At 56.8% G+C, this 14364-nt stretch carries 12 protein-coding genes; 8 read left to right on the top strand and 4 right to left on the bottom strand.

What is annotated here, in order from left to right; genetic code table 11:
- The first annotated feature begins 111 nt into the window (after positions 1 to 111).
- Together hexR and ACYZTW_RS00615 are read left to right on the top strand one after the other, a co-directional pair.
- Positions 112 to 978, top strand: a complete 867-nt coding sequence (hexR, locus tag ACYZTW_RS00620) for a transcriptional regulator HexR (RefSeq protein ID WP_008156648.1) — start codon at positions 112 to 114, stop codon at positions 976 to 978.
- Between the two features lie 230 nt (positions 979 to 1208).
- A complete protein-coding gene (locus tag ACYZTW_RS00615; protein ID WP_462003337.1) occupies positions 1209 to 1421 on the top strand; it encodes a PA3496 family putative envelope integrity protein in 213 nt (70 codons plus the stop codon).
- On the opposite strand, the gene ACYZTW_RS00610 is transcribed toward ACYZTW_RS00615, so the two are convergent.
- Complete coding sequence (locus ACYZTW_RS00610; RefSeq protein ID WP_462003336.1) at positions 1363 to 2325, bottom strand: LysR family transcriptional regulator; 963 nt, start codon at positions 2323 to 2325, stop codon at positions 1363 to 1365. The two genes, ACYZTW_RS00615 and ACYZTW_RS00610, sit on opposite strands and share 59 nt — an antisense overlap.
- 190 nt (positions 2326 to 2515) lie before the next feature.
- Here ACYZTW_RS00610 and ACYZTW_RS00605 point away from each other — a divergent pair, with 190 nt between their 5' ends.
- Positions 2516 to 3931 carry an acetyl-CoA carboxylase biotin carboxylase subunit gene (locus ACYZTW_RS00605; protein WP_008156643.1) on the top strand — a complete coding sequence of 472 codons (1416 nt, stop codon included), beginning with the start codon at positions 2516 to 2518 and terminating at the stop codon, positions 3929 to 3931.
- Positions 3932 to 3942: 11 nt separating this feature from the next.
- Positions 3943 to 5751 carry a sodium-extruding oxaloacetate decarboxylase subunit alpha gene (gene oadA / locus ACYZTW_RS00600; protein ID WP_462003335.1) on the top strand — a complete coding sequence of 603 codons (1809 nt, stop codon included), beginning with the start codon at positions 3943 to 3945 and terminating at the stop codon, positions 5749 to 5751.
- A 78-nt stretch (positions 5752 to 5829) separates the two neighbouring features.
- On the opposite strand, the gene ACYZTW_RS00595 is transcribed toward oadA, so the two are convergent.
- A complete protein-coding gene (locus ACYZTW_RS00595; RefSeq protein WP_462003334.1) occupies positions 5830 to 8082 on the bottom strand; it encodes an autotransporter outer membrane beta-barrel domain-containing protein in 2253 nt (750 codons plus the stop codon).
- A gap of 461 nt (positions 8083 to 8543) precedes the next feature.
- Here ACYZTW_RS00595 and ACYZTW_RS00590 point away from each other — a divergent pair, with 461 nt between their 5' ends.
- From ACYZTW_RS00590 to ACYZTW_RS00575, 4 genes are all read left to right on the top strand, one after another.
- Positions 8544 to 8855 carry a helix-turn-helix domain-containing protein gene (locus tag ACYZTW_RS00590; RefSeq protein WP_462003333.1) on the top strand — a complete coding sequence of 104 codons (312 nt, stop codon included), beginning with the start codon at positions 8544 to 8546 and terminating at the stop codon, positions 8853 to 8855.
- A gap of 310 nt (positions 8856 to 9165) precedes the next feature.
- Positions 9166 to 9465: a hypothetical protein gene (locus tag ACYZTW_RS00585; protein ID WP_462003332.1), complete on the top strand. Its 300-nt coding sequence runs from the start codon at positions 9166 to 9168 to the stop codon at positions 9463 to 9465.
- Between the two features lie 229 nt (positions 9466 to 9694).
- Positions 9695 to 11488 carry an HsdM family class I SAM-dependent methyltransferase gene (locus ACYZTW_RS00580; protein ID WP_462003331.1) on the top strand — a complete coding sequence of 598 codons (1794 nt, stop codon included), beginning with the start codon at positions 9695 to 9697 and terminating at the stop codon, positions 11486 to 11488.
- Positions 11442 to 12581: a BsuBI/PstI family type II restriction endonuclease gene (locus tag ACYZTW_RS00575; RefSeq protein WP_462003330.1), complete on the top strand. Its 1140-nt coding sequence runs from the start codon at positions 11442 to 11444 to the stop codon at positions 12579 to 12581. The genes ACYZTW_RS00580 and ACYZTW_RS00575 overlap by 47 nt, the downstream gene beginning before the upstream one ends.
- Positions 12582 to 12680: 99 nt before the next feature.
- On the opposite strand, the gene ACYZTW_RS00570 is transcribed toward ACYZTW_RS00575, so the two are convergent.
- Both ACYZTW_RS00570 and ACYZTW_RS00565 read right to left on the bottom strand, forming a co-directional pair.
- Entirely contained in the window at positions 12681 to 13517 is an 837-nt protein-coding gene (locus ACYZTW_RS00570; protein ID WP_462003329.1) for an amino acid ABC transporter permease, read from the bottom strand.
- Positions 13514 to 14335, bottom strand: coding sequence for an ABC transporter substrate-binding protein (locus ACYZTW_RS00565; protein ID WP_462003328.1), 822 nt, complete (start codon positions 14333 to 14335; stop codon positions 13514 to 13516). The genes ACYZTW_RS00570 and ACYZTW_RS00565 overlap by 4 nt, the downstream gene beginning before the upstream one ends.
- Between the last annotated feature and the right edge of the window lie 29 nt (positions 14336 to 14364).

Below are 14364 nucleotides of genomic sequence, written 5' to 3'. Positions count from 1 at the left end.
TGGAATGGGGACATCGAGTTACGCATTGAGCAGGCAAAAAGCCGATTCATGTAGTATAACTACAAGCTTGCTACATCCCCGGCATCTGCCAATAACAAAGAGTCCAGCCCTTTGAATCTGCTGCAACACATCGCCCAGTCACGCCACCTCTTACGCAAGTCGGAGCTCAAGGTCGCCGACCACGTGCTGCTTGATCCTGCGGCGGTGATGCACAGCTCCATGGCCGACCTGGCCCACAACGTGGGCATCAGCGAACCGACCATCGTGCGGTTCTGCCGGGCCATCGGTTGCTCCGGTTTCCAGGACTTGAAGCTGAAGCTGGCACAGAGCCTGGCTGCCGGCGCGAGCTTCGGGCAGTTTGCGATTCATGAAGACGATTCGGTCGCTGACTACAGCCTGAAAATCTTCGACACTACCCTGCACACCCTGATGGAAGTTCGCGAGAAGCTCGATCCGGTGGAGTTGCAGCGGGCGGTGTCGCTCATGTCTCAGGCCCAGCGGGTCGAGTTTTATGGCTTTGGTGCTTCGGGTGCAGTGGCGGCCGATGCCCAGCACAAGTTCTTCCGTTTGTTACTGACGGCGGCGGCGTATTCCGACCCGCACATGCAGGCGATGTCAGCGGTGACGTTGAAACCGACCGACGTGGCGATCTGTATTTCCCAGTCCGGCCGTTCCAAAGATTTGTTGATCACTGCCAACCTGGTGCGCGAGAGCGGCGCTTCGCTGATCACCTTGTGCCCGAGCCAGACGCCGTTGGCTGAGCTGTCGACCGTCAACCTGGCGATCGATGTGCACGAAGACACCGAAATCTACACGCCGCTGACGTCGCGCATCGCCCACCTGGTGGTGATCGACGTGTTGGCGATGGGCGTGGCCATGGCGCGCGGGCCGAGCCTGGTCAATCACCTCAAGAGCGTCAAGCGCAGCCTGCGCAGCTTGCGGCTGTCGCCCAAGTCGGTAAAAGCGCTGGACGATTGATTCTGGCTGGAATTGTGGCGAGGGAGCTTGTCGGATCGCCGCACCGTCCCGCTCAGCTGCGCAGCAGTCGCAAAATCTTAGGGCCGCTTCGCGACCCAGCGGGAGCAAGCTCCCTCACCACAGGTTCGCAGTCAGCCGGTGAGGTTCATCGTTCTGTAACCCGCCCGCCGCCAAACCGTCATCCCTCGCGCCTATCTTGAAACTCCCGTAATCGCCTTGGGAGACTCGAAATGGCCCAGCCCTACGAAGAACGCAACAGCGCCGCCAGAACCCGTCGTCAGCAGGAAGACCAGCGCCGCATGGAGTTTCGCCGCGCTATCGAAGATCGCTGCGAACGCCGCCAGCTTCTGGCCGAAATCGGCGATTTTCCTGATGATCTGGAACTCAACTACTGGCAGGCAGCGCCAGCAACTTCCCGTCGAAACGCTCAACCAGCGCGCTGATCTGCACCCGCTCACTGCGAATAAACGCAAGGAATGCGTGCGCCACGGGTGACAGCCGTTTCGCCTTGGCTTGCACCAGGCACCAGCTGCGGTACAACGGCAGCTCTTCGACCGGCAGCTCTATGAGTGCGCCGGTCGCCAACTCAAGGTTCAGGGCGTGGCGCGTCAATAGCGCCAGGCCCAGACCCGCCCGTACGCATTCACGCTGGGCTTCGGCCGACGCCACCTCTTGGGTCTGCGTGAAGTGCACGCGCTTCTCCTTGAAATACTCCTCGCAAGCCAGTCGCGTACCGGAACCCGGTTCACGCAATAGCAACGTATAAGGCTCCAGATCCTGCAAGCGCAGCGGTCCCATATGGGACAGCGGATGATCCGGCGGCGCCACGGCCACGATTGGATTATTGAGAAACGGCAGAAATTCCAGTCCCATATCTTGTGGCACCATCGACATGATCACCAAGTCATCGCGGTTGTCCGAAAGGCGTCGAATCACTTGTCCGCGGTTAACCACCGTCAGGTGCAGGTTCACTTCTGGATGCTGGCGCTTGAACGCGGCAAACAGATGCGGAACGAAATACTTGGCGCTGGACTCGACCGCCAGTTTCAGCTGACCTTGCAGCGATCCCTGCATGTCTGAAAGCTGCATGTCGAGGTTTTCCAGGCGTCCGAAAATGTCCCGGCTGGCGCGTTGAAGGGCTTCGGCTGCCTCGGTCATGTAGAGCTTTTTACCGACGTAATCGAACAAAGGTTGACCAATCAGCTCCTCAAGTTGACGAATCTGTAGGCTCACGGCAGGTTGTGTGAGAGACATTTCGTCGGCTGCGCGGCTGTATGACCGCAAATCACAGACCTCATTGAAGATCTGCAATTGACGCAATGTCATACGCATCAAGGACTTACGCATTTTATAGGCACTCTCACCGCAGGCTGATGCATCAACTATAAGTCTTTACTTATGTCTGACCCAATTATTAATCATTTTTGTTAATCCCTTGTGGGGGCTAGTGTGGGGCTGCGACTAAATCGAAACATTTAGTCACGCGTCGACCTGGTTTAGCAGGTCGTGGGTACCACCGGCTCAAGGGAACCTCCAAGTGATAAAAAAGATCCTGATCGCCAACCGTGGTGAGATTGCCGTACGAATCGTACGTGCCTGCGCCGAGATGGGCATTCGCTCGGTCGCGATCTATTCCGACGCCGACCGCCATGCGCTGCATGTGAAGCGTGCGGACGAGGCCCACAGCATCGGTGCCGAGCCACTGGCCGGCTACCTGAATGCGCGCAAGCTGGTGAATCTGGCGGTAGAAACCGGTTGCGATGCGCTGCACCCCGGCTACGGTTTCCTCTCGGAAAACGCTGAACTGGCAGATATCTGCGCCGAGCGCGGCATCAAGTTCATCGGTCCATCGGCTGAAGTGATTCGCCGCATGGGCGACAAGACCGAAGCCCGTCGCAGCATGATCAAGGCTGGCGTACCCGTCACCCCGGGGACCGAAGGCAACGTCGCGGATATTGCGGAAGCCTTGATCGAAGGCGACCGCATCGGTTATCCGGTGATGCTCAAGGCGACTTCCGGTGGTGGTGGCCGTGGTATCCGTCGCTGCGACAGCCGGGAAGAACTTGAACAAGCATTCCCGCGAGTCATTTCCGAAGCCACCAAGGCTTTCGGTTCGGCGGAAGTGTTCCTCGAAAAATGCATCGTCAATCCGAAACACATCGAAGCGCAGATCCTCGGCGACAGCTTCGGCAACGTGGTGCACCTGTTCGAGCGTGACTGCTCGATCCAGCGCCGCAACCAGAAGCTCATCGAGATCGCCCCAAGCCCGCAGCTGACCCCTGAACAGCGCGCCTACATCGGCGACCTGTCGGTGCGTGCAGCCAAGGCCGTGGGTTATGAGAACGCCGGTACCGTGGAGTTCCTGCTCGCCGAGGGCGAGGTGTACTTCATGGAGATGAATACCCGGGTGCAGGTGGAGCACACCATCACCGAAGAAATCACTGGCATCGACATCGTTCGCGAGCAGATCCGCATTGCCTCCGGTCTGCCGCTTTCGGTGAAGCAGGAAGACATCCAGCACCGCGGTTTCGCGCTGCAATTCCGGATCAACGCCGAAGACCCGAAAAACAACTTCCTGCCGAGTTTCGGCAAGATAACCCGTTACTACGCACCCGGCGGCCCCGGCGTGCGCACCGACACGGCGATCTATACCGGTTACACCATTCCACCGTTCTACGACTCCATGTGCCTGAAACTGGTGGTCTGGGCGTTGACCTGGGAAGAGGCGATGGACCGTGGCTTGCGCGCCCTCGACGACATGCGTCTGCAAGGGGTCAAGACCACCGCCGCGTACTACCAGGAAATCCTGCGTAACCCGGAATTCCGTAGCGGCCAGTTCAACACCAGCTTCGTTGAAAGCCACCCTGAACTGACCAACTACTCGATCAAGCGCAAACCCGAAGAGCTGGCCCTGGCCATCGCCGCCGCCATCGCCGCCCACGCAGGCCTGTGAGGAATAGAACAATGAGCAAACAAATCTACGTTACCGACACAATCCTGCGCGACGCCCACCAATCGCTGCTCGCGACCCGCATGCGCACCGAAGACATGCTGCCGATCTGCGACAAGCTCGACAAAGTCGGCTACTGGTCGCTGGAAGTCTGGGGCGGTGCGACCTTCGACGCCTGCGTACGTTTTCTCAAGGAAGACCCGTGGGAGCGTCTGCGCCAACTGCGCGCGGCGTTGCCTAACACTCGCCTGCAAATGCTCCTGCGTGGCCAGAATCTGCTGGGCTACCGCCACTACAGCGACGATGTGGTCAAAGCCTTTGTCGCCAAGGCCGCGGTCAACGGCATCGATGTGTTCCGCATCTTCGACGCCATGAACGACGTGCGTAACCTGCGCGTTGCCATCGAAGCGGTGAAAGCCGCCGGCAAACACGCTCAAGGCACCATCGCCTACACCACCAGCCCGGTGCACACCATCGAGGCATTCGTGGCGCAAGCCAAGCAAATGGAAGCCATGGGTTGCGACTCGGTGGCGATCAAGGACATGGCTGGCCTGCTGACTCCGTACGCCACCGGCGAACTGGTCAAGGCATTGAAATCCGAGCAATCGCTGCCAGTGTTCATTCACTCGCACGACACCGCTGGTTTGGCTGCGATGTGCCAACTCAAGGCCATCGAAAACGGTGCCGACCACATCGATACCGCGATCTCCAGCTTCGCCTGGGGGACCAGCCACCCGGGCACCGAGTCGATGGTTGCCGCCCTTAAAGGCAGCGAGTTCGACACCGGCCTGAACCTTGAACTGCTGCAAGAGATCGGCCTGTACTTTTACGCAGTGCGCAAGAAGTACCATCAGTTTGAAAGCGAGTTCACCGTTGTCGACACCCGCGTTCAAGTCAACCAGGTACCGGGCGGGATGATTTCCAACCTGGCCAACCAGTTGAAAGAGCAGGGCGCCCTGAACCGCATGAGCGAAGTGCTGGCCGAAATCCCGCGCGTTCGTGAAGACCTCGGCTTCCCACCGCTGGTGACCCCGACCTCGCAGATCGTCGGCACCCAGGCGTTCTTCAACGTGCTGGCCGGCGAGCGCTACAAGACCATCACCAACGAAGTGAAGCTCTACCTGCAGGGCGGCTACGGCAAGGCGCCAGGCACCGTGAACGAAAAACTGCGTCGCCAGGCCATCGGCAGCGAAGAAGTGATCGACGTGCGTCCGGCCGACCTGCTCAAGCCGGAAATGACCAAACTGCGTGCCGAAATCGGCACGGTGGCCAAGTCTGAAGAAGACGTGCTGACCTACGCCATGTTCCCGGACATCGGTCGCAAGTTCCTCGAAGAACGCGCCGCCGGCACCCTGACGCCTGAAGTGCTGCTACCGATTCCTGAAGCCGGCGGCGTGACCTCGGCCGGTGGCGAAGGTGTGCCGACCGAGTTTGTCATCGACGTCCACGGCGAAACCTACCGCGTCGACATCACCGGTGTCGGCGTCAAGGCTGAAGGCAAGCGTCACTTCTACCTGTCTATCGACGGCATGCCGGAAGAAGTGGTGTTCGAACCGCTCAACGAATTCGTCAGCGGCGGCAGCAGCAAGCGCAAGCAAGCCACTGCACCGGGCCACGTCAGCACCACCATGCCGGGCAACATCGTCGACGTGCTGGTCAAGGAAGGCGACACCGTGAAAGCCGGCCAGGCCGTGCTGATCACCGAAGCGATGAAGATGGAAACCGAAGTCCAATCGGCCATCGCCGGCAAAGTCACCGCCATCCACGTGGCCAAGGGCGACCGGGTGAACCCGGGCGAAATCCTGATCGAGATCGAAGGCTGAGTTAACAGCCTCGATTGACCGCTTTAAACCTCGGGGGGGCATGTGCCCCCCTTTTTTTTCGCCCGGGATTTGTGGGTATTAGAAGCTCATTCGCCACTGACCCGTTACGCCATGGTTCCGACTGTCGGTGCCGATCTCACCAGTGAGGCCGACGCCCAGGGTGTGTTTTGCTGACACTCCAAGGTCCAGCCCTGCATCGACCAGCAGACTGTCACGATCCAGCGGCGCACCGGAAACGGTGAAGTTTTTTCCGCCCGAAACCAATCGTTGGCGGGTATCGCTGTAGACGTCCCCATAAGTGTGTTTCCACCCGGCACTGAATCGGGGTGTCAGTTGCATGCCGTTATCCAGCGTGTTGAGCTTTGCCAGTCGCAGGCCGACTGTGCTGTTCATGTTGTTCTGGGTTTGACCGTGGACCTTCAGTGCCGCTGCGCCGCCTTTTTCCGTGTAGGTGTCGCGCTGATAGCGTTGGTAGCCAAGGCTGGCAAACGGTTCGATGCTGACGTTGGCCTGGCCCAGGTTGTAACCCGCTTCCGCAAAGGCCTGCTGGGTGTTGGCATCGTAACGGCCTTCAGGACGGTCGCTGAAACCTTTGAAGGCAACCCGGCGTTTAGTGCTGCCATCGTGGTTGCTATAGGTCGCGCCCAGGCGCAGGGACATGGGTCCGTTTTGACGTAGGGCATAAGCTCCCAAATGCCAGCTGTCGAGATCGCCGTCGAGTCCGCGGCTGTCCAGGCGAGTCTCTGACTTCCCGCCCAAGACACCGATGCGCCATTCCTTGTCGATTCCCCAATCCGCTCCCAGTACCAAGCCGTGGGTTGTGTGCTTCAGAGCGTCGTAGTCGCGATCCAGCGTCCCACCGTGACCCAATGCTTGAAGCCAGACTCGGCCATTGTCTTCGCCGCCGGCGGCCAGACGTGGTGCATTGCGTTTGGCGGAATTGCTGTAGCTACTGGCGCTGTCCAGCTGGCGCATGGCCGAGAGCATGGTCGCGCTGATTGGGCTGTCACTGTTCAGGGTCGCCTTGGCGAGGTTGGCGTTCTGGCTGCCGTCCAGCTGGTCGATGGCCATGGCGGCTGTTTCGGTGGTGGAGGCGAGCAGGGCCGTGACGGCGGCATTCGCAGTAATGGAGGGGGTCTGCGCCGTCGGACTGGCTTTGGGCTCTTCAATACTGCGGGCGAGTTCACGACCGTTTTCGTTGGTCGCGAGATTCTCGAAAGGTACTTCGTTGCGAGCGTAGGTCAGGCGTACGGCCTTTTCGTCGCCATAGTCCGGGGTAGCCGTCATGAACGCCAGGTTGCTGCTGACTCGACCGAATGTTCCTTCGATCCGATCTGCGGAAATTACCGTGTGATTAGTGGTTTGTGCGTAGTCGCCTGGCAGAGCGGTAACCAGTAAAGACGCGCCACCAAGCTTGGCGATTCCATCGACGAAAATAGTCTCTGAAGTATCAGCCTTATCTGTTACTTCGTAGGCGAGTGTGGCGCTTTCGCTAAGCGTAAGATCCCCTCTAATGGAAGGAGCCCCCACACTTGCATTGACCAGTAACAGACCGTCCACGTGCAAGCCGCCTACTTTACCGTAGCCGCCATAGGTGCCTCCGTTATCAACGTACACAGTGCCTTCTATAGCGCCTACGTTAAATAGCGTAGCGTCTTTCCTTACCTCGGCACCTTCATGGAAGTCGTTGCTGCCGGTAAATGTCCATGCGCCTTTCGCGACCCGCAGGGCAGCAAAATTGGTTGTGTCTCCTACTGTGCCGCCGTCTACGGAATTAAGGAGCAGCCCGTTGACTCCGTTGCCGCCATCCAGTTCTCCATCCCATCGGGCGCCTCTGTTGATGACCAGAAGGTCATCCGCGTCGCCCAATACCAGCGAGACGCCGTCGATGTTTTGGAGTGGTTCTGAAATGAGCGCGTGTTGAGTGGTGTAGTCGTTCTGGAACTGATCGAACGGGTCTACCTGCGCAGGAGTGGATGGCACTTCGGAAGCGGTGGGCTCGGGAAAGTTAAGAGACTCATAGAAGGCGTCATCGAAGTCGATTGCCGCGGTGGCAAACGGTTCAGTTGTTACTGGTCGAGCTGTCTGTCCTTCAGCCGACCCGTTTGTGGCCCGGGCAGCGTTTTTACGTGGGCCGATGAACTCCTTGATCGCCGAAAGATCATCAAAGCGCTCGTTGGGCTTGGCGGTTTTTTTACGAGGTTTGGTGGTCGGCGCGTCGGAAATGACTTCAGGCTCTGGTTGCTGCGCCATGGAGACTTCTATGCAACCCACTGCAAGCGCAATGGCCAACGCCAGGTGTTGTGGTCGGTATTTGTGTTGAACGGGCATCGAGTACGGCCTCTTTTGACAGGAGGCCAAACTCTAAGAGGAAGGCTATAGGTGCCGATGTCAGCTGCTTCCGGCGGGCTTGCGGGGGTTGTCAGAAGGTTGTGTAGAAAATTGCCAGCCTCCTGAGGAAGGTTGTTTTTACCCGTTCGGGCTGATGCTTTTTCTTACAACAAATTGAGACACGGTCGGCTATCGCAAACTCGGAAACTGATCTGCCACTGCTCGATCAATCCCGGATCCAGTCTGATGCGGCTGATCTCACCGCTGTTGGAGCTGCCAGTGCCAGTGATTGTCGCTGCACTAGCGACCGAGTGACGCATTTTGATGGGGGGGGATCTGCAATTTTTTGCGTTTATGCCGAACTAAAACACTTGTAGATGCAATTTAATGCATGCCGAGATTGTTTTTCAGGGACGTAAACGCACTATTTTGCACGTTGTTGAGATTATGGGGATTGATGGATGAACATGACGGTTCGTGAGCGGACAATTCTGCTCGAAAGCATTCTCGAAGATCTTTCCAATGATTCACTTACCATCGGTGAGGCAGTTCGTCGTCTGCGGGTGGAGGTGACGGGCCTACATCAGAGTCAATTCGCGAAGATGTGCAAAATCTCAGTGCGTACGTTGGTGCAAATGGAGCATGGAGAGGGGAATCAGACGTTGAAGTCGCTGAATGCCGTTTTCACGTTGTTTGGGATGAGGATTGGGGTTGTGAAACGTCAGCCGCTTCATGTGTCCGCCGTCCGAGCCAGTAGTGAACTTGCCACCTAATGCGGACCTTCGTGTAGGACTGCTCTGAGATAAAGAAACCGGGTTTTACATCGATTGAGGGCTCGCCTATAGTTCGCCCGTCGCCGACGAATCGGTGATCGATCTTAGCCGGTCGAACAAAGAGTGCACGGGCGCCCCTGAAAGGAGGCGCTTTTTGCTGCCTATGTTTTTATGTCTATGGCGGCTGTGCGTGGGACACCTTCGGGTGTGCCGGAGTTCTCTTTGTCCGGTCGGCTAACCCGCGTACAGCTGTCACCTAAATTTGCTTAGCCGCGAACGGTGGGAGCTCTTCACTCAGAGAGAAATCCCCATGTCCAAATATCACCCGCTCCAAGGCAACTTCAGCGTCGGCCCGACGCTGTACATCGACACCGAAGCCCGTTCTTCCGACCTTCTTGAAACTGCCACCCATCGAATCAAAGCCGCACGCAATCTGCTTAATAGCGTTACGTGTCTGTGCGTGAAGGATGCGGAAGGTCATGACTTGGAACATTTCGCCAACGCTGCACATATCTTGATCCAGGACGGTTGTGACGCCTTGGATGCGCTGAATTGGAGCCTCGATCGAAAATTCGGTCCTGATGCATCAACCTCCGGTCGTTCCACATAAACCCTAGCAGGTTTGTAAGCGTAACCACAGGGCTGATTCGTTAGCGTTGCGCCAACAAAGCTGTATATTTATACAGCTATGTTGGCTGTTCAATTGCTGGACATTTCTCTGGCGCGATTAATTGCCAATTGTTGAATATTTTTTTTTAACGCAACATCGCGTCACAGCGATGGGCGGGACGCCTATACCTTCAAAGCAAGGTAGAATCGCGACCCGCAATGGGGGGTGTATGGCACAAGAGGCGCAAAACACATTTGCTGAGCTGGATCGTCCATTCGCTTTGGAGGCTCCTGTTCAATCATTGGCAGCTGCTCGGGCGGAGGCTCGTGCAATATCGAACACCTTTCCAGCAGACAATCAGCTTGTCCTAGCCAGAACCTTTGGTGCTCAAGTTATTAAGGCTTGGTGGCGTGGTCTTACCGAACAAGACAACGTCCCTCAAGAGCTTCGCGCACCCATCGCTGCATTTGAGACGTCTACACTCTCTACTTCAGCCAGTTTTCTAGCAGAGCAGATTGGCTTGGCAGCAGCCAAGTTCGATGCAGAGACAGCTGCTTACCAAATTGGTCTCACCTACACCAGCATGCTTCCTGTGGAACATCGTGGCGAGTACGGTATTTTCTACACTCCGCCCGCTCTAACTTCCCGGCTCATTGATCAGGCCACATCGGCGAATGTTGATTGGGCTAAATGTCGTGTTCTGGATCCGGCGTGTGGCGGTGGTGCGTTCCTTGCGCCAATCGCGCAGCGAATCATGAAGACGCTTGCTCATTGCAGCCCAAAGCTGCTGTTGCAAAGCATCGGTAACCGCTTGCATGGCTTTGAGATTGATCCATTCGGTGCTTGGCTGAGCCAAGTTGCGCTGGACGCTGTGTTGTTGCCAATTAGTGGCCCGTCTGGTCTGCGGCTCCCAGTCATGGTCACTGTTTGTGATTCATTGCGGCACAGCCCAACCAACGACGGGTTTGATCTGGTCATTGGGAATCCCCCGTATGGTAGAGCGAAGCTAGATACCGAGACACGCGAGCTATACAAACGCTCGCTGTACGGACATGCCAACCTCTACGGCCTGTTTACTGATTTTGCGATTCGCCAAACCAAGCCCGGTGGTTTGATCGCCTATGTCACCCCGACTTCTTTCCTCGCGGGGGGCTATTTCAAAAATCTTCGTGCGCTGATAGGTCAAGAAGCACCTCCAATTGCAATTGATTTTGTTGCTGCGCGCAAAGGCGTTTTTGATGATGTACTTCAGGAAATGGCGCTGACTACCTATCGCAGAGCAGGTGAGGCAGTCCCCGTCGCGGTCTCAGAGATCACGTCGTCTGACGGAGTGATCGAAGCCAGAAATACAGGCTCGATTACTCTCCCGAAAGACCTCACTCTGCCATGGTTACTGCCCAGAAACTCAAGTCAAACTGAGCTCGTAGCGAAGCTTGTCAATATGCCTTACCGTCTTGCAGATTGGGGGTATGGGGTCAGCACGGGTCCATTGGTTTGGAATCGTCATAAATCTCAATTGACCTATCAGCCAGGCAGCAACCGGTTGCCGTTGATTTGGGCTGAAGCCATTACTGCCGATGGCGAATTCATTTTCCGCGCAGAGAAAAAGAACCATGCTCCGTATTTCGAATTGAAACCATCTGATCAGTGGTTAGTAACGATTCAGCCTTGTGTTCTCTTACAACGCACTACAGCTAAAGAGCAGAGCCGTCGTCTTATTGCAACAGCTTTACCCATTGAGTTCTTGCAGTTGCATGGGGGGGTTGTGATCGAGAACCACATCAACATGGTCAGGCCTGTTACTGACGCTCCGAAAGTCAAAGCTTCAGTGCTTGCCGCTTTTCTAAATAGCGGGGCGGCTGATCGTGCGTTTCGTTGCGTTAGTGGTTCCGTGGCAGTTTCAGCTTACGAGCTGGAATCATTGCCGCTACCCGCGCCGGCAGCCTTAAAGGAATTAACGAGGGTGGTGGAGTCCGGTGGTTCAAAGGAATCCGTCGAAGCCGCCTGCTCAAAACTTTTCTAAGGAAGAAATAGTGTTACCACCCTATGTCTCACGAGCGTTGATATCTGAAAGGTTGCCTCTGATCTTTCCGGAAGGAACACCTAACCGTTCTTACTGCACACGTGAGCTGGCGGCTAGCACGGTTTTCGCGATGCTTTACATCGGAGCAGTCGAGGGCGCAGATGTCTGGCTTGGACCTGTACACGTTTATCGCATGACCGATATGCAAGCGGAAGATTGCTGCGAGGCGGCCCGTCTGGATTATCGTGCGAATTTGCGAAAGAAATCCTTCCAGGTCCCAGGCATCCGGTGGTACGCAGACAACACTCGCGAGCCTATTCGCGACGAAACTTTGCGGGAAGGTTTATTAGTGGTGGGCGCCGTGCTTGAGCGAGCAGATGTACCTACGACATCAGGGGCTCCTCGCTATGCGCTCAAGGCTGACCTGGCGGCTCTTTTCAATCCAGACCTTGTAGGCGAGGACCTGATCGCCGCCATCTTTTCGTGGCAGGAAAAACATCTCTCACGCAGCGCACGAGCACGTGTATCGCTAATGCGGGCCGGGACAGCAGGGAAGGAGGGAGTTCTGGTCTACTTCCCGAATGGAGATACTCGCCGGTTAGTGTCAGGGCCAAGCTCTGACATCTCGAAAGCAGTTGTTGAGGTTTTTGCGGCTAAGTTCTTAGAGCATCCGGGTGTCATTTGGCTCAGTGAATCAGGAAACAAGGTTGCCCATCCTGATCTGAAACTGGCATCAATGATTGGACTCGATATAGAGGCTCATAAGAATCTTCCGGACTTGATTCTGGTAGATCTAGGTCCGGTCGAACCACTGATCGTATTTGTTGAGGTCGTCGCAACTGATGGGGCCATTACGCCTCGTAGGCAGGCTGCTTTGTATGCGATCACTGACAAAGGTGGGTTCAGTCGATCACAAGTTGCTTTTGTGACCGCTTATGCGGATAGGGACGCCGCCGGGTTCAAAAAAACAGTAACCGGTCTGGCTTGGGGATCCTTCGCGTGGTTTATGTCTGAGCCCGAAAATCTCGTGCTACTACAAAATGGCGTGAGTCGACTATCGGGTCTTAACGTACTCGCTGGTGAGCCAGCATAGCCTCAGAAGCGCCTTTGCTTGCGCTGGACATCGGATCAATAGTGGGGAGTTCTACTCCCCCTATTTCATTTGGTCACGGTCGTTTTGCGGTTCGCTAACTCAGCGCCTATGCAAATACGCCTTCCCATAATGCCGCTCCATCCGCGCCTGAATCAGCTCCAGCCCAATCGACATCAACCAATAAATCACCGCCGCCGTCGTCAGCATTTCGATGTAGCGATAGCTCGACCGCCCATACGATTGCGCCAAAAACATAACCTCCCAAACCCCCATCACCGAGATCAGCGACGAGTCTTTGAGCATCGAGATGAATTGGTTGGTGGTCGGCGGGATGATGGTGCGCATGGCTTGGGGCAGGGTGACCCGCCAGAAGATCACGGTTTCACGCATGCCGAGGGCCAGGGACGCTTCGCGTTGGCCGTGGGGGACGCCGAGGATACCGGCGCGGAAGATTTCGCTCAGGTAGGCGCCGTAGTTGAGCGACAGGGCGATGATGCCGGCGGCGATGGCGCCCGGGACGATACCGAGTTGTGGCAGGCCGAGGTAGATCAGCAGGATCTGGATCAGCAGCGGTGTGCCACGAAAGAATGAGGCATAGAAGCTCGCAATTCCGAAGGCTACGGCGCTTTTCGACAGTCGTGCCAGGGCAGTGATGAAGCCCAGCAGCGAGGAGGTCACGATCGAGCACAGGCACAAAAACAATGTCAGCGCCGCGCCTTGCAAGAAGCCGTTGGGTGCCAGGTGCAGGCCGATCAGGTTCGGCAGTTTGTCGAGGATGATCGAGAACTTCAGGTCGAAGCTCAGGAAGAAACTGGCGAACAACCCGAGCATCACCGCCCAGGTCAGGTACAGCCGCGTGCGGAAACCGAAGATCCGTTGTAACAGCGACTCAGCCACCGGTTGTGGTGGCTGAGGAGGTGTGGGGAAAGAAGTCATTTGCTGATGTCAGCACCGATCCATTTTTGCGAAAGCGTGCTCAGGGTGCCGTCCTGTTTCAGTTGAGCGAAGACGTCACGCACTTTGGCGTCCCACTGGGCGTCGCCTTTTTCAATGGCCACCGAGTTTGGCTCCGAGTACAGAGGCTCGCCGGCGAGCTTGAAGCGTTTGTCTTCGGTCAGGCGCGGTTGCGCGGTGACAAGGTTGGTGAGGATCGCGTCCAGTCGAACGCCAGCGCCCAGGCCGAGGTCCTGGAAGGCGACATTGTCGGTGTCATAAGGCGCGATCTGCACGTCCTCGAACGGGTACTGCAATTGAGTGTCTTCGGCGCCTTCGATCACCAGGTTCTTGTTCAGGTAGCTTTCGTAGCTAGAGGCGCTGGTGAGGCCAACTTTTTTGCCGCTCAGGTCTTTGGCGCTGTGGATGCTGTCGTCCTTGGCGTTGACCACGATCACCGCTGGTGAGGCGTAGTACTCGACCGGGAAGTCGAAGACCTCGGCGCGGGCCTTGCTCGGGGTCATGGAGCAGATGCAGATGTCGTAGCGCCCACTCCAGCGGCCGGCCGCGATCACGTCCCAGGACGGGGTTTCAAGGCGCAATTTGACGCCCAGTTTGTCTGCCACGGCCTTGGCCACGTCGACGTCGAATCCATCGAGCTGGTTCTGATCATTGAGGAACGAGAAGGGTGGATAGCTTTCCATCAACACGCCCACCAGTTCGTGCTTTTTCTCGACGCGGTCCAGCGTGGCGCCGCCAAAGGCTTGGGTGGAGGCAGCCAGAATCGTCAGGCCCAGGGCCAGTAGTGGTTGGAATTTCACAGTCGATCCCTGATAAAAAAGAGGTTGTT

The sequence above is a fragment of the Pseudomonas sp. LB3P25 genome (assembly GCF_054897985.1).
Note: the sequence above shows the minus strand (reverse complement) of the source record. Positions and strands in the feature narration are given on the sequence as shown.

What these genes read in the sequence shown, in the direction of transcription:
- oadA (WP_462003335.1), top strand. Translation starts at nt 3,943, where the DNA reads ATGAGCAAACAAATCTACGTTACCGACACAATCCTGCGCGACGCCCAC.
- ACYZTW_RS00570 (WP_462003329.1), bottom strand. Translation starts at nt 13,517, where the DNA reads ATGACTTCTTTCCCCACACCTCCTCAGCCACCACAACCGGTGGCTGAG.
- ACYZTW_RS00595 (WP_462003334.1), bottom strand. Translation starts at nt 8,082, where the DNA reads ATGCCCGTTCAACACAAATACCGACCACAACACCTGGCGTTGGCCATT.
- ACYZTW_RS00610 (WP_462003336.1), bottom strand. Translation starts at nt 2,325, where the DNA reads ATGCGTAAGTCCTTGATGCGTATGACATTGCGTCAATTGCAGATCTTC.
- ACYZTW_RS00580 (WP_462003331.1), top strand. Translation starts at nt 9,695, where the DNA reads ATGGCACAAGAGGCGCAAAACACATTTGCTGAGCTGGATCGTCCATTC.
- ACYZTW_RS00590 (WP_462003333.1), top strand. Translation starts at nt 8,544, where the DNA reads ATGAACATGACGGTTCGTGAGCGGACAATTCTGCTCGAAAGCATTCTC.
- ACYZTW_RS00585 (WP_462003332.1), top strand. Translation starts at nt 9,166, where the DNA reads ATGTCCAAATATCACCCGCTCCAAGGCAACTTCAGCGTCGGCCCGACG.
- ACYZTW_RS00615 (WP_462003337.1), top strand. Translation starts at nt 1,209, where the DNA reads ATGGCCCAGCCCTACGAAGAACGCAACAGCGCCGCCAGAACCCGTCGT.